We start from the raw sequence: 19,949 nt of genomic DNA, 5'->3' as shown, positions 1-19,949 counted from the left end.
GCCGCCAACGCCAGTTTTCTAGTTACTCAGCCGGAGCAGCATTTTTGTTTGCTTCAGCGGTTTCTTTGTTGGCTTTCCAGATCAGGACTTCGCCACCCAGCATGGCAATCAGAAGACCTGCGCCAACGGTGTAGAAGTATTCCATGTCCATCGGCGTGCCGGGTGCCCAGAAGAAGAACACAAGACCAGCGATCAGGATCAGGGTTGGCACAACCGAGCAGTAGAGTGCTGTCGGGAGGCCGCCTGGGATGGTGTAGCCGCGCGGAGTTTCCGTGTCAGTCAGACGCAGCTTCAAGAAGGCTGGGAACATCATGACATAGGAGGCCAGCAGACCGATCGCGCCGAGCGAGAAGACGTTCCAGAAGAGGTCTTCGTTGCCGGTAACCGCAACCATGATCAGATACGCAACCATGGTTCCTGTCGCCATCCAACCGTTTGCCCAGGAGGCGGTGGTCGGCATGCCGGTTTTCTCGGACACTTTGGCGAAGGCTTTCGGCATCAGGCCTTGTTCAGCGGAGTAAACAACGGTCTGGTTCACGCCCATTGCCCAGGTCACAACGTTGGAGACCAGAGTATAGAGAACCATGATACCAACGGCCCAAACCAGAACTTTTGCTGCGCCAGTGTTGCCGAAGACGAGAATGAACGCATCGATCACGCCCGAGCTGTCGGAGATTTCGGCCAGCGGGATAACCGCGAGGATGCCGAGGGACGCCAGCAGGTAGAAGAAGGTGATCAGAATGCCGCCTAGAACGGTGGCTTTCGGGATGTCGCGGACAGGATCTTTGAAGGTCGAGGCTGCGCCTGCGATGATCTCAAAACCCATCACGTTGAAGATAATGATCGGCAGGTAGGTGCCGCCATCAGCAAACGACGGCAGAGTGTCTGCCAGCGTGAACGGGTTTGCGAAGCCTTGGGTAAAGCCGACGTACAGACCGCCAACGCCCAAAATGATCATGATCGCGGATTTGAAGATCGCACCCAGCGACGCGATCCAGGTCAGACGTTCAACGTCGAAAGTCGCGATCCAGGAGGTCAACCAGCTCATTGCCGTCGCAAAGATTGCGATTGCGAAGGAACCGAACTCAACGCCGATCATTTGGCCGACGATGATTGCGAACATGTAGTAAACCGCCGGAACCCAGAGGGAGTAGTTTACCCAATAGAGCCAGGAAGTGCGTGCTGCGGCGCCGCGACCGAATGCGCGGTTTACCCAGTCAACGATGGCACCTTCATCCTTGTAGGTGGTGCCGAGCTCGGCAGTCACGAGGCCATACGGCAGGAAGAAGATAAAGAAGAACAGTATCCACCAGCCAATGGCCGAGGGACCAATCATGGCAGACGCGGCCACGGTGTCGATCACTAGGATCGAACTCACAGCAACCAACAGAATGCCCATCATGCTTACAGATTTTTTCTCTGACATGGTCATTTCCAATTCTAAGTTGGTGTTGTTCAGGAACAAAATATCAAAGATTAAATTCGTTGCCTGAATGGAGGAGGTGGTGGGCGGTTACGCCCACCATAGAAGCAGACCGCGACGCGACCCGCTAAATTAAACCAGTTCGGTTTCTTGGCAGCGGCTGGTCACTGTTGTGCCGGCTGTGCCTTCGAGCATCGCAACGGCATCTTCCAAGTTGCCGATCAGCGCGTTGCCACCGGTGGCGCGAGAGAATTCGCAAGCGGCTTCCACTTTCGGGCCCATCGAGCCATCGGGGAAGTCGAATTTTGCAAATTCGTTCGGCGACACTTTGCGGATCGCTGCCTGCTCGTCGGTGCCCCAGTTCAGGTAAACGGAGTCAACGTCGGTCAGGATCATCAGCGCGTCTGCGTTGATTTCGCGAGCCAGCAGAGCCGCGGCGCGGTCTTTGTCGATCACGGCTTCAACACCGTGCAGTGTGCCATCTTCTGCATATGCGGTCGGGATACCGCCGCCACCTGCACAGATCACCAGAGCGCCGTTTTCGATCAGCAGCTTGATGGTTTCAACTTCGAAGATGCGCTTAGGCAGAGGGGACGCCACAACACGACGGAAGTATTCACCGTCGGCTTTGAACTCATAGCCTTTTTCGGCTGCCAGTTTGTCAGCTTGCTCTTTGCTGTAAACAGGGCCGATGAACTTGGTCGGGTTCTGGAAAGCTGGGTCAGTCGGGTCGACTTCGATTTGGGTCAGAAGTGTCGCGAACTTTTGGTCAACAGGCAACAGGTTGCCCACTTGCTGTTCCAGCATGTAGCCGATCTGGCCAACAGATTCCGCACCCAATACGTCCAGGGGATACGCGTCCACATCGGTGTAGGCAGAAGCTTGAAGCGCCAGCAGGCCGACTTGTGGGCCGTTGCCGTGTGCGATCACAACTTCGTTTGTTTCCGCCAGTTTGGCGAGCGATTGCGCGGCCTTGCGGATGTTTTCCATCTGGTTTTCAGCGGTCATCGCCTGACCACGTTGTAGAAGAGCGTTGCCGCCGAGTGCTACCACAATTCTCATGTTGCGTTCCTATTTCTTAGAGAAGGAGGGAGAGAGGGAGGAGGAGAGGAGGGGAGTTCCCGTGGCGCGAGGGAAGCGCCACGGGGTCGTTCAGCCAGATCAGAGGTTCGCGAGGAAGCCGTTGATCTTGTCGGCGTGTGCTTTGACCACGTCGGCCGAAGGTTTCGGCATGTCTTTGTGGGTGAAGTACACCAGCAGAGCCATCTGAGCGGTCAGGCGGTTTTCTGCTTCGTCCATGATCACGGAGCGGTCGCCGTCCATGACTTCGCGAGTGGTTTCACGCTGGTCGTTTGCAGGCAGGCAGTGCATGAACATTGCTTGCGGGCCAGCCAGGTCCATCAGGCGCTGGTCAACAACGTACTCAGGCATAAATGTTGCCAGACGCTCTTCTTTTTCTGCCTCTTGACCGAACCAGTAGAAGGAGTCTGCAACCAGAATGTCGAAGCCTTTGACTGCGTTTACGTCGTCGGTCATCACGAAGGAGCCGCCGTACTCTTTGCAGTTGTCTTCGATCATGCCGACCACTTGCTCGTTCATGTGGTATTTTTTCGGGCCAACGTGGGCGTATTCGATGCCGAACTTGGTGCAGATCATTGCGAGTTCGTTGGACACGTTGGTCGCGTCACCAACAAAGGCCACTTTCAGATCGTCGATCTTTTTGCCTTCGGGCAGGTGCTCGATCATGGTGAAGATGTCAGCCATCATCTGAGTTGGGTGCAGCCAGTCGCACAGGCCGTTGATAACCGGTACGGACGCGCCTTTGGCGAGACCAGCAACGGTGGAGTGTACGTCAACACGCGCCATGATCACGTCAACCATGCGGGACAGAACCTTGCCGGTGTCTTCCAGCGATTCTTTGGAACCGAGGTGGATGTCGTTGGGGGAAAGGAACTGTGCGTGGCCGCCGAGGATGGTGGCTGCGGCTTCGAAGGAAACACGAGTACGGGTCGAAGGCTGTTCGAAGATCATGCCAACGGTTTTGCCTTCGAAGAGCTGCGGCACGGCGTTTTCACGGCGTGCGTCTTTCAGCATCTTCATCAGGTCGAGGATCTCTTGCAGTTCCGCGCGGGTGAAGTCCTGAGTTTTCAGGAAGTGGCGCAGGTTCGGTTTTTCGAGATTGGTTGCGGTGGAAGAGGGGAGTTTCATGGCGTTGTGTTCCATTCTCAAAGTTAAAACAGGACGGGCACATGCCCGCCAATTTGTGAGGATTGATGCCGGTGCTCTGTTGCAGAGCTTTCGGTATCTCCTTCGTGAAAGAGATTTAGTAACGTCAGGTCGCCGGTGAAATTTCAAAATTCTGACCGCATTGTAAGATAAACTTACAGCCGGGATATGTAGGCAAATTGAACGTTAAGAAATCGAATGGTATTTGGTTAAAAGGTAATTAGATCAATATCTTATTGGTGTCTTCGGGCTGTGCCAATTTTTACTGAAGATGTATGGCAGAAGCCCAAAATCACGGATCTTGACCGATTTTATCATGGGTTTGGCAGGAAATGCCAGCGAAGCGTAAAGGTTCTCTAAAATTGCATGTGCATAGACGCGAGGCATGATCGCGGACACACTTAAGATCTGTTGGATGTGAGGCGGAGACCCAGCGCCACTTAGTATGAAACCGGGCCGTCTGCGTTGTTCAACATCACGCCGAGAATCGGTTTCACCTCAGACAAGATCTGCTCCACCTTCGTGATATCTTCGGCAGAAGACACACCGCCGCCGGCAACGATCAACACCGCATCCACATTCGGAAGAAAGGCGAGCACGTCGTCAAATTCCAGCGCGGGCGGCATGTCAAATAGCACAAGGTCAGGTGACAGAAGGTCACTCAGCTCATCCAGTACGTCACCGGTCATCGTCGCCTGAAACATCTCTGCGGAGTTGTCAGCTGGCGAAGTGCTCAGGCCAAACGCGAGGTTGGGCCGTGTGGCAATCAGAAAATCCTCTGGCGCGATTTCACCGGACAGGTAGGCGGCCATGTCCTCTGGTGCTTCAATGTTCAACATATCCGCGAGGTGGGGCTTGCGCAGATCCATATCCATCACAACCGTTCTGGTGTTGCTGAGGCGTGCGGCGGCATAGGCCAGATTTAGGGTGACAAAAGAGCTGCCACAGCCGCGCGTCGGCGCAGCGACGGCGACACGGGACCAGCCATTGTCAGACAGCGCCTGCAACATACGCGTGCGCAACATGTCAAAGGCGGCATGGGCCGGATGGGCGCGGGTGGCGCTCACGACTTTGGCGGCCTTAAGTTGCGCGTCATCAGGAACGGCCACGGCAAGGCTATCCCAGAATACATCGGGGTCATGCACGGCAGGAAGGTTCCCCTCCGGCGCGGGGGACAGGTCGTCCAAGTGCTTTTTCTGCTCGTCGTTCATGACATGTATCCATGTGTCCTGACTGGCAAACTATCAGGCAAATGCAGACAAAACAAAGGCGCCATTGCGGAGATTGGGCGTCAGCAGATGCCGTTTAGCCGGATCGCCTTTAGGCGCGGTGCCAGTTGGTGAATGACTCAGCGATTGTCGACTGCAGAGCGGCATAGCGAGGAGAGCCTGTTTCGCAGTAAAAATCATGCGCGGCTTCAGGCAGGATTTGCACGTGCGTTGGAACAGTCGCGCACCAGTGATCATTTGGGCGATGCGGGTCCGATCCGCCAAAGACGGTCAATGTCGGCACCGACACGGGTGTTTCGTTGCGCAAGCGCGTGCTTGAGATGCACACCAACCCAAGAAACGGCACGTGACGCGCGGCTTGCCATAGGGCGGTGCCACCTGCGCTATACCCGAGTGCGACAGTGGGCGTGTTTGAAAGCTTCGTGATGGTGTCGACAACGCGTCCCATAGCACCACGTTCAAAGAGATGCGCGTGCAGTGCTTCACCGGCCAAATCAGGCCGACCGGACAGGTTGGCAAGGTCGCAACGGATGATTTCGGTACTGCTCAGGCCTTCCGACAGGCAGCAACCACGTGCTGGGCGTCCAAAGATGTCGCCCACCACCAGAAGGCGCAAATCAGAAGCCAAGCAGGTTGGCCTCATCAATCGCCTTGGTCAGGAACTCATCGCGGCGGGCTTCGGGCTGCCAGCCAAGAATCTGTTTCGGATGTGTGTTGTCAAATGGGGAATAGTGCGCGCGGCTTTGCCAATCGGCGAGCGAAGGATTGGACAGCCCGCCATGGCGGAAGACGTGCTTTTTTAGCCAATATTTGACGCTGGCAGAACCATACAGCACGGCCAGGTGGCTGGGCTTCACCTTGATGCGGGCGCCAAGGCGGGCGGAGATGGCGTCGAAATAATCCCGCGCCGACAGCATCGGCTCACCAACAAGGTTAAAGGATTGCCCCAATGCGGCGTCGCTTTCGGCCATGAGGATCAAAGCGTCGGCCACATCTTCATTCAACACAAAAGGAATCACGTGTTTGCCATTGCCCCAGATGCGGACCGCGCCCGCGCCATGCCAGCGCCCGATGCCCCAATGTTGCAGCGGGCCTCCGTGCCCCACCACGATTCCGGGGCGTGCGACAACCAGCGGCAGGTCGTGTTTTCGGTGCATCTCCATCAATCGCGCCTCACACTCCGCCTTGGAGCGGGCATAGATGTTGCGCGCTTCCATCTCGCCGAAATCGGTTTCTTCCGTGATGGTCGTGGCGGGATCGGACATGTCATAGCTGGCGATCGTGCCGGTGTAGATGAAACGCGACACACCCGCCGCATTGGCGGCCCGGGCGATGCTTTCGGTGACTTCGACATCGTTTTTCAGGGCGGCTTCCCACGTTGCGTCCATGGATTTGCCGAGGTGATAGGCGATCTCGATCCCGTCAAAGGCGGCGGCAAGTTGGCCGGGGTCGGTGAGCGAGGCGCCGAAGAGTTCGACGTGATCCGAGATGTCGTCAAAGGGGCCGGAGTGTCCGCGCGAAAGCACCCGCACGTCGCGCCCTTTGGCAACCCAAGCGCGGGTCAGTGCGCGGCCAATAAAGCCAGTGCCGCCAATGATAAGCACGGTTGGTTTCGGTTTCTTGCGGCTGGCAGGTTTGGGTTTCTTGTCCGGATTCGGTAACAGGCCGATGGCCGCGTCAATGGCCGACATAACTTTGGTGGCACTGTCGCCATGGAACCGTGCATCCAGCGGGCGGCCAGAGCGGATGGAGCTATAAAACGCACCCGCTAGTCCCGCGAAACTGAGGCCGTAGGGGCTTTTACGGTTAAGCGACACCAACTGGCGCGCGCCGTTCACCATGCCTTCGCGCAAATGCTGACCTGCAAGCCCCATTTGGCGCAGAAATGGGTTGGCTACGATGTCTGCGGCGTTTTCGGCGTCCACGACCAGCACGTCGTGCGCGTAGTCATAGCGCGCTGTGGCGGTGGAGCCATGCAGCGTCACTGAGCGGTCGTCCATGGTTTCCACCAACGACAGGTTGATGGTGATGCTTACGTCTCCGGCGCTGGCAAAAATGCGGATTCCTTGCGGGCGGGCGGTATCGCCTGGAATGGCGACGGGTTTTGAAAGCGCCACGTGATGCACGTCGATTTCGCCAAAAAGATCCACTGCAAAGGCAAAGAGATGCGGGCCAAGTTCCAGCAAAAGGTTCCTTGTCTCCGCCAGCAGCCAAAGGCCAAAAGGCCCGGAGCGCAGGGGCGCAAGAGGGAAATGCCAGTTGATTTCGGCGGCGGCAATGCGCCCGATGTCGCCGGCCTCAAGGCGGGTTTTCAGACGCTGATATCCGGGTGTGCCCATAAAATTGTGGCCGGCTGCAAAAGTGCGACCGGTCTCTTTGGCAATGGCGGTGATCTCGGCAGTCTCAGACCCTGAAAGCGCCACGGGTTTTTCCACCAACACATGAGCCCCGCCGCGCAGACAGGTTTCAGCCAAGGCGCGGTGCGTTTGTGGGGGCGTGACGATGTGAATGGCGTCGGCAACCCCTGCGGCCAACATGGCGTCGAGATCAGTGTAGGCGGTGAGCCCGTAAGCCTGCGCCAGGGCGTCTGCCGCCGCGGCGGAACGGTCACAAACAGCGACCAGTTCCACCCCCGGAGTGGCCTTGATCGCGCCAGCGTGCCAGTCGGCGATGTAACCTGCACCAAGAAGGGCGGCGCGGATCGGGCGGTTGGGGTCCAAAGCACTCATGGTCATTTATACTCGATAATCTGCATCGCGCGGCCACTCAGGCGGCGCCAATGAAATAGGGTCATGCCCAAGACGTTGGGCAGCTTGGAGAGCGTCAATAGACGGGCGTGGCGTCGGGCTTCCCACGCGGGCAGGCCATCTGCAATCAACCCTTTGGTGGTGCGGACATAGTTCATGCCATAAAGCGCCACGACGATCAAAAAGAGCAACGCAGACTCGGTCAGACCGATCAGTAGCAACAGCGGAAGCAGCAGGCCATAGACCACGGCTCGTACCTGTTCGCGCCGGAAATAGGGTGGGTGCATCCAGCCGACCTGTGCAAAGCCGTGGCCGGTGCGCACCGCGCGTTGCCACCATTGGCCAAACCGCAGCATAGCGGCGTCATGGCGGGTCATTTCAACGGGAATACGGCGCAGACCCCAGCCTGATTTGGCAAGCCGCACGCAAAATTCGTCATCCTCGGCGGCGATGACTGTGGCGTCAAATCCCCCAGCTTGCTCGAAAGCTTTTGAGCGTACCATCATGTCGCCCCCGCAGGCGGTGATCACGCCTGCCGGACGCCGCCATTCGAATTCGCACATGGCGTTATAAACTGAGCGTTCCGGATAAAGTTCGGCGCGCCAGCCGGTCACGAGGCCAAGGTCGGGATCGTCGCGCAGGGCCTTTTCGCCTGCAGCGATCCAGCCGTCCATGACCATGCAGTCTCCGTCCACAAACATAACAAACTCGGGCAGATCTCCGGTCTGCGCCAACGCGTCAAACCCTGCCTGCCGCGCGCGAGCTGCGGTGAAGGGTTTGTCGCGTTCCAATTCAACGACCAGAGCACCAACCTTGCGCGCCTCGGCGATGGAATTGTCCCAGCTGCCGCTGTCGACGTAAACGATTTCGACGCCCTGCGCGGTCAGCGACGCCAAGCAAGCGACGAGGCGTTTGCCTTCGTTGCGTCCGATAACGATTGCCGTTGTCATTGCGCGGTGCCCTCAAACAATTGGGCCAGCCGGGCGGCTTCGGTGGTCACGGTAAAGGCGGCCTGCACCCGCTGGCGGCCCTTCGCGCCCATGTCCGCCGCGCGCGAGGGATCAGACAGGATGGTCGCAATGGCGCGGCTGAGCGCGTCGGTGTCACCTGGAGGCACCAACAAACCGGCTTGCCCGTTTTCCACCAATTCCGGCACGCCGGCGATTTGCGTGGTGACAACGGGGCGGGCAGCGGCCATGGCTTCCATCAGGACAACCGGCACACCTTCGGCGAAGCTGGGCAAGACAAACAGGTCCGTTTCAGCCAAAGCTTCTGCCACTTCGGTCTGGTTCTTGTAGCCGACAAACTCGACATGTTCGGCAAGGCCGGCGGTCTGCGCCTGATGTTCCAGTGCCTTGCGGCCTTCGCCATCGCCAATGACGGTCAGCTTCAGGTCTTTGAAATCCTCAATCAACGGCACCAAAGCCCGCAGCAGGATCGGCAGGCCTTTGACCGGCGCGAGGCGGCCCACAAAAAGCAAGCGATGCCCCGATGGTGGCTTGGTGTCGGCATAGAGGTCCGGATCAACGCCGCAATGGATGATATGCAGCTTGTGCCAGTGTTTTGGATCGGACAGCGCCATGGCTTGCGAGCGACAGAAATGGCTGATGCAGGCCACCGATTTCGCGCGTGCGATCTTCTCGTCCAGCCGCCAGTGATCCGGCGCAAAGAAGATATCCGGACCGTGCAGCGTGAAGCTGTAGGGGATACCCGACATTTCCGACATGAGCATCGCAACCGTGCAGGAGGATTTCGCGATGTGGTTGTGCAAATGGCGCACGTTTTTGCGGCGCAGATGTTGAGCGAGAACCGCAGCCTCGGCGAAATAGAAAAGCTGAAACAGAAACCCGCGCAGGCCGGGTGGGGCGGTTTTCAGTGCCAGAAAAAGCGCGCGGAAGTACGCGCCCGGACGGCGGGCAAGTGCCGCGAAATGTGCGGTGATCAAGGTGATCGGGGATTTGGCGGCGGCCAGCACATGGAACGTGTTCGCAGCCTCTTGGCGTTGTTCTTCGCCCACATGATGCTCTGATCCGGTGCGCCGGATCGAGCAGGTGTCCACCGTTAAGCCTTGGTCACGTAAAGCGGCGACCTCGCGCTGGATAAACGTGTCCGTCGCGCGGGGGTATTCGCCAGTCAAATAGGCAATGGGCTTGGGAGTCTCGGTCACTGGGTTTGCTCGTTTTTTATGCTATTTCGCATAGCGGTCTCAAAGGGCAGATTTGTGACGGGGCCAAGGCGTTTGTGCATCAGGTGGTTCGAATAGGTGAGAGGCTTGTGGCGCGCTTCCAGAATCGGGCGGCGTAACAGGCCAGGCATTTCAGGTGTTTCGGGTGTGATCGCCGCCAACAGCCGCATCATTGCCAAAGGCAGCGGAAACACAAGCTTTGGCCAGCCGCTGGCACGGAAGGCGCGCAGGAATTGTGCTCGCGTCGGCAGAGCATCATCCACCACGTTTAGGGCCTCCACGCCGTTAGCGGCTTGGCTTGCTTTCACCAGACATTCCGCCGCCAGTTCGACGTCACACAAGGGCACGGTTCCACCGCCATCCAACCGCAAAAGAACCGGCCCGAACGCGGGGCCAATATGGGCGTTGAACAGGCGGGTTGGCCCCCAGACAGCCCCAAGACGCAGTTTGGTAAGGGAGAATTTGTGCAACACCGCAGCGGCGTGCAGCATGTCCTCTTGCTCATACTTTGCCGCTGCATAGGCATCACGACCTTTGACGCCGATCTTACAGGCTTCGTCCAGCGTCGCGCCATCCGCCAAGGTGGTCGCGTCATAGACCGAGATCGACCCCGCCAGCACCACATGCGGCACCTCGGCTTTGACCACCGCTTCAATCAGCGTTTGCGTGGCCTCCAGCGTGTCGTTTTCGTGATCACCGGCCATCGCGGCGGCGCAGTGGATCACCGACTGCACCCCGTCCAGATAGTCGGCGAGGTTTTCGGTGCTTGCCAGATCCAGAATGGTGATGTCGATACCCGCATCCTGCCGCCAGTGGGCTGGCACGGTTTCTGGGCGTCGGGCAAAAACACGCAGCTCCAGCCCTGCGACGCGCGCGGCCTCCACCGTGCGACGCCCGATAAATCCGGTCGCGCCGGTGATCGCTATGGGTGAGATCATTGCGCCCATGGCATCGGTTCAATGGGGTCACAACGGGTGGTCATGTCCTGCGCAATACCATCCTCTCCGGCGTTTTGCATTGCCAGCGTAACCTCGGTCAGGTGAAGGCCAAAATCGCTGCTCAAGCGGCAGGACCGCCCCTCGGCCATAGCATCCAGCATTTCGGCGGGGCCAAGTGCGAAATTCATCGTGGCTGCACCCCAGCGGTCCACCTTGGGGTGGGTTTCGCCACTCAGTCGCAGACGTTTGCCAAGCGGGTTTTCAAACAAGCGTCGCCGCAATGTCATGCGTTTGTGGAACTTCACAGGCGCATCATTGTCCCAGCTTTGTTTCACCTGAAGCACGCCTTTGTCGCCAAACAGCCGGATCCGGTGGTCGTGGCTTGCGACGATCGAACAGGTCAGCCGCGCGGTTACGCCGCTTTCGAAAAACAGGGTCGCGGTGGCAAAATCAGGAGTGCCGGTCACAGGCTTGTCGGGGATCGCTTCGGTTGAGGCCGCGACCACACGGCGCACCGACCCGAACATCGCAATCAGCCACGTCAGATAATACCCCGCATGTTCCAAAGTGCAGCCCACAGCAAATTCGTCGTCGGCAGGCCAAGGCGCTCCGCTATCGCTTTGCCAGTCCTCAAAAGGGGCCTGAGGAACAAACCCGTCATCCAATTCAGCATACACGAGCCGCACCGGCCCAGCGACGTCGTCCCGAACGGCTTTGGCGAGCGTCTGAGCGGCTTCACCAAGCACGGAGCATGGGGCAGAGGCCAACAACAGCCCTTTGGCTTCGGCCAGTTCCGTCAGTTCGATCGCCTGCGCCAGTTCGGTTGCCAGCGGCTTTTCCGAGTAAACGTGATGCCTTGCCTCAAGACACAGCTTGCTGACGTCATAATGCGCCGAGGGGTTGGTCAGGTTCAGAACAAGCGAACCGACGGGCAAGTTGCCCAGAAAACGCTCCATGCTGTCGACACCGCGCAGTTTCCAATGGTCGCAGAAGGCGGCCATTCGGGAAGGGTCGTGGTCAAAAACCTGCGACACGGCGATGTCAGGATGTCGGGCGAAGGACCGCATATAAAGATCGGCCACAAACCCACATCCGATTATCGACACACTGCGCGCGACGGGAGCACTCATAACTTTGGTCCTTTGTTCAATGGCTTGGCACAAATATAGGGTTTCTTTGCAACGTGACCAGAAAGACGAATAAAATCGGCATCAGATGTGGCGAAACGGGCGCAAATGGCAGGTTTTGGCTGATCTTAAGCTGCCAAATGGGGGGCTGCGGTGTTAGCGTAAGGCAAAACTCGGGGACACAGGCGTGAAATTCCAAACGGTTGCAGGAGAGGTCACGGTCAATCTGGCCGATTTGGCTGCGTTGCAGGATGCGGTGAACGCGCGATTCTCGGCCTCGCGCGGGTTTGCGCTGGCGACCATAAATCTGGATCACCTTGTGAAGCTGAGGAAGGATCACGGGTTTGCAACGGCCTATCTGGCGCAGGATTTTGTGGTGGCGGACGGCAATCCGGTGGTTTGGCTGTCGCGCATTGCAAAGCAGCCCGTAACCCTTTTGCCAGGCTCCGAGCTGGTGGTGCCATTGGCGCTTATGGCCGCGCAAGCGGGTGTTTCGGTGGCCTTGGTTGGCAGCACGCAGCAGGCGTTGGATGCGGCAGGCGATGCACTTGAGGCGGAGGTCGGCGGGTTGAACGTGGTCTGCAAGATTGCGCCGCCATTGGGGTTTGATCCGACGGGTGATGGGGCCGCCGAGGTTTTGGCTCAGATCAATGCCAGCGGGGCCGGATTGGCCTTTCTTGCGCTGGGCGCTCCCAAGCAAGAAATGCTGGCAGCGCGTGGGCGGGAATTGGCACCGTCGGTTGGATTTGCCAGCATCGGAGCAGGTCTGGATTTTCTCGCCGGAACACAGAAACGCGCGCCGAAATGGGTGCAGGCAATTGCCATGGAATGGCTTTGGCGCATGCTCAGTAGTCCGGCTCGGCTCGTGGGGCGCTATGCACGGTGTTTCGCGATATTGCCCGCGTTGGTCCGTGAGGCGCGTGCATTACGAAAAAGGGCACAGCCATAACCAAACCGAGGGTTAAAGTCGTCGTGCTTTGCGTTTCCGCAGCATCAATACGTCTTTTAGGCGCCCTTTCAGACCACGTGCGGGCAAAATCTCGCGGTCCATTTCCCACACCGTGCCGTTCAGCGACCGGTCCTCGTTCAAGGCGAGCGACGCACCCCATTTGGCCGCTGTTGCAGGATCCAAACCATCGGGCAATCCCATGTCGGTCTTTAACATGCCTGGCATCCAGGTGCTGATCACAATCCCTGGAATGCGGTCGCCAAGATCGGCGACCAAGGCTCTGGAAAACACCGAGCATGCGCCCTTGGAGACCGAGTAGGCCCCGCTGCATGGCATCGGCGCGATATCGGCAAAGCTGGATACATTGACGATCCGCCCCACACCGCTGGCCCCCATGTCGTTGAGGGCTGCGCGTGTGCAGGCCACCATGCCTCCGAGGTTGATATTGACCGTTTGCATGAAACTTTCTGTGGTTTCGTCCAGAATGTCGCGATGCGGATATACGCCTGCGTTGTTGACCAGGATCGTCACCGGCGCCGGCATTTTGGCAAAGGCCTCGCGTACGGCTTCGGGATCGGAGACATCGGTCGGCATCGCGGTGAACCTGTCGCCAGCCAAGGCAGCGGTTTGTGCAAGAGCATCACTGCGCCGACCCAGCCCGACCACGCGCTGACCCCGCCCGCAAAGCTCTATGGCCAAAGCCCGTCCGAGGCCGGAGCCCGCGCCCGTGACCACCGCCACACCCTCACTCAGCTTAGCCATCGCGTGCCTCCTTTTTCAGTTCCGCAATGATCTGGTCCCCCACCCGCAAAGCATTCGCAGCAATCGTCAGGCTCGGGTTCACGCCCATTGACGTCGGCATAAAGCTCGCATCCGCCACCCATAGATTGGCAACTTCATGGGCACGGCAATTGCGGTTCAGCACGCTTGTTGCGGGATCATCGCCAAACCGCAGCGTGCCGCAGGGATGGCCCCAGTTCAACTCTGGCCCTGTGCCGAGAAACACAGTCCGCATCCCTCTAAGACCATGGCGAATGGCCCGCCGAAATGCCTTGCGCCTTGCGCGCAGCTCTGGCGCGAAGCGATAGGTTACTTTCAGTTGGCGTGGATTATCGGGGTCAAATGTGACGCGATTGTCGGCATAGGGCAGGTCTTCGAGAATGCCGACAAACAACTTGGCCTCACCAAACACCCGCACGGCGATCGCCGCCGGAATGCGTGTCAGTTGTCGCAGCGGGCGCAGGTTACGCAGAGCGGAGCGGTCAAAGGCCACGTTCAGATAGTGTACGATCTCGCCATACCGCGCCGCGATCCCCATGGCCTGCACCATCCCAAAACGGGTTGTGCCGTCGCGATAAGTGTCACGAAACGCCAAAGCCTTGGTCGCGGCGCTGCCTTTGTGCGCCCGTCCGGGCCAGAGAGCGAACATCTCGTTCAGGTGAAACATCAGGTTGCGCCCGACAAGACCGGATCCGTTCGCAAGATCTGACCCCAAAAGCAAGCGCGGCGAGGTGAGTGCACCAGCCGCAAGCACAAAGGCGCGGGCGGAGAGGGTGATCTCTTTGCCCTGTTGCAGGGCGGTGAGGGTTGTGACGCCGTGCGCGTCTGCGTTCAAGCGCACAACCTCGGTCAATTCCAGCAATGCCGCCTTGCCTGTGGCAAGGGCCATTTCGACGCCAGCCGAGCGGCCGTCCATCTTGCAGTTTCGCGGGCATTTGCGACCAAGGCACGACGCGCAGGCGTCGAGATAGCGCATGGCCATATGCCCCTGATAGGGGTGCAGGCCTGCATCTTTCATGGCCAAAAATAGCGCCTTGTCCGCGTCGGGCATCTCGGGGCCGTCGGGCAGGGGATCCCCATCTCCGAGCGGATCGGGCGTGCCGCAAACGGAAAACATCTCTTCGGCTTGTGCGAAATAGGGGCGCATTTCCTCATAGCTGACCGGCCAACCGCCGGTCGGGTGCGGGATGTCATCACTTGTGTTCAGGTCGTGCGGTTCTGGCCGTTCCAAGGTCGCCGCATAAAAAACGGAGCTTCCGCCCACACCAGCCCCCAAAGGCGGGTTAAAGGTGGTCGTTACGCCGTCGACGGTGGTTGTCATCGGTTCGGGCCAAAAACCGCGCACCAGCCGCGCTTCCTGATCCCAAATGTCCGCGTTGAGTTCGGTTTCTTCGGCGCGCAGACCGCTCGGCCCACGCTCGACGAACAGCACCGACAGACCCGCTTCGGCCAGCCGCCGCCCAATGGTGCCGCCGCCCATGCCGGTACCTATGACGATCACGTCATAGGGTTTGGACCGGTCCGCCATCACCGACGCTCCGGCTCCAAGGTGGCAAAAAACGCCCCGCATATGCGCCGAACGAAGGGCGGGGCCAGCCTTTTAGACAGCATTCCCTCGATCTCGATTCTGTAGCTCAGGTTCATCGCTTCCCTCATGACACGCAGAAAATACCCCTTGTAGCATTGCTGCAAGAGCCGCACGCGCTTGAACAGGGACGTTGCACGACAAGAGAGGTTTTGCGACAACGGTTTAGAGGCAATTTGAAGGCAACTCACGTGGCACAGGATCAGATGGTATCAGCAGAGATCGTGGATATGAGTCGGGAAACCATCACCGGTTTTTGGGATGCGGGGCCAAAGTTGCTGCGAGCTATCCGCCGCTATCAGGCCGCCAGGTCTCGTGGCGGGCTCATGGGAGGGGTTGCCGCAAAATACTGGGTGATCGTGCATCGCTTCTGGTCGGTGATGACGCAGTCGGAGGTGCATCTCAATATGCGCATCGATGGCGGTCTGCGTCTGCCGCATCCGACGGGGATCATTGTCCATCCCGACGCCGTGATCGGCCCCAATTGTCAGTTGATGCATCAGGTGACTTTGGCGGGCGCGGTGACGTTGGGCGGGCATGTTGACATCGGCGCGGGGGCCAAGGTGATCGGACCGTTGACTGTTGGTAATCACGCCGAAATCGGTGCCAATGCTGTTGTGACCAAAGATGTTCCCGCCGGTGCCGTGGTTGCTGGGGTTCCTGCGAAGCTAATCGGCTCACGCCTGAAGGAGTAAGTTGGCCGACCTGTCCTCGGGGAGGCCTTTAGAGCACTGTCCTGCGTTTCAAGACGGTCTGCGTGCCGACTTTGGTGCCGTCTGTCTGCGGGTTGCCCGCTTTGCGTCGTCTTGCCAATCGTTCTGCGTGCCCAAAAAGCGTTCCCGCAATCAGCCATGTGGTTGGCGTCAACGTGGCGTTGGGCAGCAAATCAATCAGGTTGAAACCCAACATCAGCGCCAGCGATCCCAAATAGGGTGACAGGCCCGGATCGGTGTCCTCCCCAAGATGCGATCGATCCATTAACGTGTAACGCGCTTTGCGCTCGAAACGCTCCCTATCCATACGCGAGATGTGGCGTAGTTCCCGCCAAACAAGAAAAATCGGCAGGCTCATCAGGCCGAACTGGGATATATACCCTACCCAACCCCAGACGCCGATAACGATCACCCAGTACCCATCAGACACTGATGTAATGTGGCCTGTATCGGCATCGTGAAGGTGGTTTCGCCCCCAGATCCCCCAGCCAAAGAAAGGTTTGAGGAATGCCCGTTCAACGAGTTTGTCTTCGTTCTCGAACCTGAAGGCCAAAGATTGCGCCCGTTCGCCGCTTATGGCTTCAGCTTGCGCCAGTATGGCGTCAGTCGGTACGAGGTCGGCGGACTTCAGTACCGGATAGCTGAGTGTGATTATCGCCAAAACGGCGGCAATTTTCACCTGCATGCGCGTGTTCAGGAATAGGATTAACGCTCCGGCCGCGCCCGCATAAACCAACGTGGCCAGTGTTTTGCACAGCACCAGAACACCAAAAAGATAGAATGCGGCGATCATGTATTTTGCGCGGCTTGTGCTGCGGTCGGCCCGCCAGAGGGCCAGCGCCGCAAGCAGGCAGGTCAGCACGAAATAGGCCAGCCAGATGCCGTGATACAGAAAAACCATCGGACGATACCCGCCTTGGCGGATGGTCTGGCTGAACAGGTGTTGGAAATAGCCGTATACCCAATTGTTAAGCTGTGGGCTAAGGCGCACCTCCATCAGGATCGGCAGAGAATAGGCAAGGCCCGCAATCACCAACGCCAACAACAGGTCGCGTTGATCTTCTCGTGTTGTCAGGTATTGCCGCGCCATTAGAAAACCGATCACGAGGATGAACCGGTTGATCGGCTGCGCAATTGCGTCCTGAAGATAGAGCCCGCGAATAAAGGTCTCGGTAAAGATCAACGGCTCAGGGTTGGTGAAAACCGTAACAATCGGACTGAGGACAAACACAACGAGCAACCAGCGCGCCATGACATTGTCCGGCATTAGTCGCGGGCGGTTTTCACCGCGCAACACAAAAAAGGCGACGATCAGGATGGCGACATTGGGCAAAGATGTTTTGTCGAGCGCCGGCATCAAAGGAAAGTCGATTGCCGCTGGCGGGGGCGGCAACAACAGATAGGCCCCCAGCAGCGACCAGATCAGCGCCCGCCCGGGAGGCAAAGCAAGATAAAGCCGCCAGATCACAACCGGCCAGATCACAAGCATCACTGTAGCGAGTGTGTTTGGCATGGGGCGGTCAAAATCCTCGGGCTAGGAACCAAAAAGGCGCGCAGCCACTATAGCGCGCACCTTCAAATTGTCAGCGGCGGGACTTCAGACCCCAGTCGCCAATGCAACAACAAACACTGTGCGCCAGATCACTGCCGCATCGGTACGAAGCGAAAGGGCGCGGTCATAGTTGCTGTCGTGGATGGCCCGTTCGGCAAAGCTGCTCTCGTTGCGCTCCGAGATCTGCCAGAATCCGGTGATGCCGGGGCGCATCGTGAAATAGGCCGTTCCTGGGTAAAGTTCCAACTGTTCCGGCATCATCGGGCGCGGACCGACGACAGACATATCGCCGCGCAGAACGTTCAGAAACTGGGGCAGTTCATCCAGTGAGGTCTTGCGGATGATGCGTCCGATTGGCGTGATGCGCGGGTCATCAGTCAGCTTTTGCTTTTCATCCCATTCCATGCGTGCGGCTGCATTGGTCCGCAAATAAGCCTCGAGCTTGGAATGTGCATCCGGCACCATCGAGCGAAGCTTGAGCATATAGAAGATCTTGCCGTCCTTGCCGACACGCTCTTGACGATAGAACGGGGATCCGCCGTCACGCATGATCAAAAGCGCAAGCACGCAAGTGACAAAACCGACAGGCAAAGCGATGATCGCTACAAACAGGATGTCCAACACCCGCTTGGCAAGGTGTCGGTAAAACCCACGCCCTTCGGGCGCAACTTCAAAGCTCTGCGCAAAGTCTTTTCGCGAATAGATCGCCATCGGCGTCATCCCCACTAACACATCGTTTGAGGCACTTTGGGAGAGTGTTTTCCGGTGAGCAGGTGTCAAAGCTTTCCTGTCGCGCCAAACTATAGGCGCGTCACAAATGCTATGACTGTCGTATAAAGCGCCCGGCAGCGGGGCTTATCGCTCATCAGTCTTTCGTATTCCCAAGGTGCTCCCGTCAAAGAAGCGCCCACCCAAGGACATATATTAGTCACAATTTAATAGAAATCCACTGAGACTTTGCGTCACTTTTGGGTAAATTATTGATTTAATTCACAAATTTAATATTCTAAAAATGGAAGTCGTGGTGAAAATGGTTAATTTTCGCCCCTGCTGATATAGGATTGGAAACGGTTCTATCTCGACTTGTGTGATTGTTTCGAAATTCAGGTTTTCCATACCCGTCAAATTTGGCCGGAAAATGCGGGAATAAGGATTGATTCGGAGAATGTGGTCAAATTGTGGCGGCTTATCGCCCGAATCTCAGGGCGAATCCCGCCAAAGCAGTTGCAGCCGCCAACACAATTCCGATCTTTGCGAAACTCAACCAACGCCGTGCGCGTCGTTGGCCCGGCGTTTCGATCACAGGAATAACCGCAACCGCACGTAGGCCCAGTTGCCGTTCCAACTGGCCTCGTGTCCAGATCACTGGGCTGCGCATCTCGGTAAGGAACACCAAAGTCAGCGCCACAGCGGCGCTCAACATACCACCCATGGCGAGGCTTTTCTTGCGCGACGGCGCGATTGGCCAATCCGGAGGCAAGGCCTCCTCAAGCACGGCAAAGCTGTCGGATTGGCTGGAGGCTTCCAGCATCTGGTTCATCTCCGCCTGCGCTTTGCCGACAGTCACAGCCTCGTATTGATCCTCAAGCTTGCCCAGTTCGCGTTGCAGCTTGCTGAATTCTTGCTCCAATCCCGGCGTTTCGGCGATCTCAGCTTCGATCTGCGCGATTTGCACCTGATACAGGGACGCTTCTTCCTGAAGTCGTGCCACGCGCTGAGCTCGGACCGTGCCTGCGCCAGTCTGACCTCCATCTTGAAGCGACAGGATTTGGCGTTGCACTTCGAGCTCGATTTCCTGAAGGTCGGCCAATCGCAACCGCAAACTCTCTACACCGCCTGGCAAGATAACGGCGTTCTGACGTTTGAATTCTGCGATTTCTGCCTCTAGCGCAGTGATTGCGGCGCCGATCCGGCGTTCTTCGCCGTCAAAGAAATCCAAGGTTTCGCGCACGCGGGCGGCACGGCTTTCAGCCTCTGCGGCCAGCACGTTGTTCACCAACTCATTGGCAACGTTGGCCGCAAGAACGGGGTCGGTCATCCGAACGGACACGAGCAGCGCCGAGGGGCTGATGTCCTGACGCCAACGCAACTGCGGGTCAGTGATGTGCTGCACCCGCGCCGCGCGACGCAGCAAATCAACCTTTTGCAGGTCAGAAAGATCGGTGTTTCGATAGAGACCAAACTTGTCGATGATCGCCAGCAGGTTGTCGCGCGCCATGACGCGCTGCTCTACGATCTGAAGTTTTTGCAGCATGTCCGCGTTCAGAGAGCCGCGTGTGCCTTCTCTGGTCTGGATGGACGGCTGTTCGATCTGGATGGTAGCGAATGTTTCGTATTCCCGAGGAAGCGACAATGTATAGAACAGGGACATCACAAGGCCGAGCGCAATCACGGACACCCACAGAAGAGCCCTTCTGCGGAGCATGCTTCGCACTTCGCCAAGAGACTGAAACCTGTCCATGCCTGATCCTCAAGAGTCGTTCCGGCGCCCTTTT

General features: G+C 58.1%; 17 protein-coding genes. 2 read left to right on the top strand and 15 right to left on the bottom strand.

All coding sequences use genetic code 11. The features are described 5' to 3' along the window. Window positions 1–22 precede the first annotated feature (22 nt). From BM069_RS16805 to BM069_RS16760, 10 genes are all read right to left on the bottom strand, one after another. A complete protein-coding gene (locus tag BM069_RS16805; RefSeq protein WP_170846773.1) occupies window positions 23–1,426 on the bottom strand; it encodes an APC family permease in 1,404 nt (467 codons plus the stop codon). A 129-nt stretch (window positions 1,427–1,555) separates the two neighbouring features. Next, window positions 1,556–2,485 (bottom strand): carbamate kinase, encoded by a 930-nt coding sequence (gene arcC / locus BM069_RS16800; RefSeq protein ID WP_093325403.1) that lies wholly within the window; start codon window positions 2,483–2,485, stop codon window positions 1,556–1,558. A gap of 99 nt (window positions 2,486–2,584) precedes the next feature. Continuing rightward, window positions 2,585–3,631, bottom strand: a complete 1,047-nt coding sequence (gene argF / locus BM069_RS16795) for an ornithine carbamoyltransferase (protein WP_093325402.1) — start codon at window positions 3,629–3,631, stop codon at window positions 2,585–2,587. Between the two features lie 458 nt (window positions 3,632–4,089). Then, complete coding sequence (locus tag BM069_RS16790) at window positions 4,090–4,860, bottom strand: CpsD/CapB family tyrosine-protein kinase (RefSeq protein WP_093325400.1); 771 nt, start codon at window positions 4,858–4,860, stop codon at window positions 4,090–4,092. Between the two features lie 109 nt (window positions 4,861–4,969). Beyond that, on the bottom strand, window positions 4,970–5,506 hold the full coding sequence (locus tag BM069_RS16785; RefSeq protein ID WP_093325399.1) for a dienelactone hydrolase family protein: 537 nt from the start codon (window positions 5,504–5,506) through the stop codon (window positions 4,970–4,972). After that, entirely contained in the window at window positions 5,496–7,613 is a 2,118-nt protein-coding gene (locus BM069_RS16780) for an NAD-dependent epimerase/dehydratase family protein (RefSeq protein WP_342028866.1), read from the bottom strand. The genes BM069_RS16785 and BM069_RS16780 overlap by 11 nt, the downstream gene beginning before the upstream one ends. After that, window positions 7,610–8,575, bottom strand: coding sequence for a glycosyltransferase family 2 protein (locus tag BM069_RS16775; protein ID WP_093325397.1), 966 nt, complete (start codon window positions 8,573–8,575; stop codon window positions 7,610–7,612). The genes BM069_RS16780 and BM069_RS16775 overlap by 4 nt, the downstream gene beginning before the upstream one ends. Beyond that, window positions 8,572–9,792 (bottom strand): glycosyltransferase family 4 protein, encoded by a 1,221-nt coding sequence (locus BM069_RS16770; RefSeq protein ID WP_093325396.1) that lies wholly within the window; start codon window positions 9,790–9,792, stop codon window positions 8,572–8,574. Before BM069_RS16770 ends, BM069_RS16775 begins: the two co-directional genes overlap by 4 nt. Beyond that, window positions 9,789–10,748 carry an NAD-dependent epimerase/dehydratase family protein gene (locus BM069_RS16765; RefSeq protein ID WP_170846772.1) on the bottom strand — a complete coding sequence of 320 codons (960 nt, stop codon included), beginning with the start codon at window positions 10,746–10,748 and terminating at the stop codon, window positions 9,789–9,791. Before BM069_RS16765 ends, BM069_RS16770 begins: the two co-directional genes overlap by 4 nt. Then, the gene (locus tag BM069_RS16760) at window positions 10,745–11,878 is read right to left on the bottom strand and encodes a Gfo/Idh/MocA family protein (RefSeq protein ID WP_093325393.1); all 1,134 of its coding nucleotides are present in this window, start codon (window positions 11,876–11,878) and stop codon (window positions 10,745–10,747) included. Before BM069_RS16760 ends, BM069_RS16765 begins: the two co-directional genes overlap by 4 nt. Before the next feature lie 184 nt (window positions 11,879–12,062). Here BM069_RS16760 and BM069_RS16755 point away from each other — a divergent pair, with 184 nt between their 5' ends. Beyond that, window positions 12,063–12,824, top strand: coding sequence for a WecB/TagA/CpsF family glycosyltransferase (locus BM069_RS16755; protein WP_093325392.1), 762 nt, complete (start codon window positions 12,063–12,065; stop codon window positions 12,822–12,824). A gap of 12 nt (window positions 12,825–12,836) precedes the next feature. Here the strand turns inward: BM069_RS16755 and BM069_RS16750 are convergent, their stop codons facing one another. Continuing rightward, window positions 12,837–13,586 carry an SDR family oxidoreductase gene (locus BM069_RS16750; protein ID WP_093325390.1) on the bottom strand — a complete coding sequence of 250 codons (750 nt, stop codon included), beginning with the start codon at window positions 13,584–13,586 and terminating at the stop codon, window positions 12,837–12,839. Further along, complete coding sequence (locus BM069_RS16745; protein WP_093325389.1) at window positions 13,579–15,132, bottom strand: GMC oxidoreductase; 1,554 nt, start codon at window positions 15,130–15,132, stop codon at window positions 13,579–13,581. The genes BM069_RS16750 and BM069_RS16745 overlap by 8 nt, the downstream gene beginning before the upstream one ends. Window positions 15,133–15,380: 248 nt before the next feature. Here BM069_RS16745 and BM069_RS16740 point away from each other — a divergent pair, with 248 nt between their 5' ends. Next, entirely contained in the window at window positions 15,381–15,884 is a 504-nt protein-coding gene (locus BM069_RS16740) for a serine O-acetyltransferase (protein ID WP_244503649.1), read from the top strand. A 28-nt stretch (window positions 15,885–15,912) separates the two neighbouring features. On the opposite strand, the gene BM069_RS16735 is transcribed toward BM069_RS16740, so the two are convergent. From BM069_RS16735 to BM069_RS16725, 3 genes are all read right to left on the bottom strand, one after another. Continuing rightward, window positions 15,913–17,415, bottom strand: coding sequence for a hypothetical protein (locus tag BM069_RS16735; RefSeq protein ID WP_212611554.1), 1,503 nt, complete (start codon window positions 17,413–17,415; stop codon window positions 15,913–15,915). Between the two features lie 84 nt (window positions 17,416–17,499). Next, window positions 17,500–18,165, bottom strand: coding sequence for a sugar transferase (locus BM069_RS16730; protein ID WP_093325441.1), 666 nt, complete (start codon window positions 18,163–18,165; stop codon window positions 17,500–17,502). 475 nt (window positions 18,166–18,640) lie between these two features. Then, window positions 18,641–19,915, bottom strand: coding sequence for a GumC family protein (locus BM069_RS16725; RefSeq protein ID WP_093325387.1), 1,275 nt, complete (start codon window positions 19,913–19,915; stop codon window positions 18,641–18,643). Window positions 19,916–19,949: the final 34 nt, after the last annotated feature.

Origin of the sequence: Shimia haliotis (assembly GCF_900114415.1) — a bacterium.
Taxonomy (GTDB): Bacteria; Pseudomonadota; Alphaproteobacteria; order Rhodobacterales; family Rhodobacteraceae; genus Shimia; species Shimia haliotis.
This window is presented reverse-complemented; position numbering and strand designations above follow the sequence as displayed.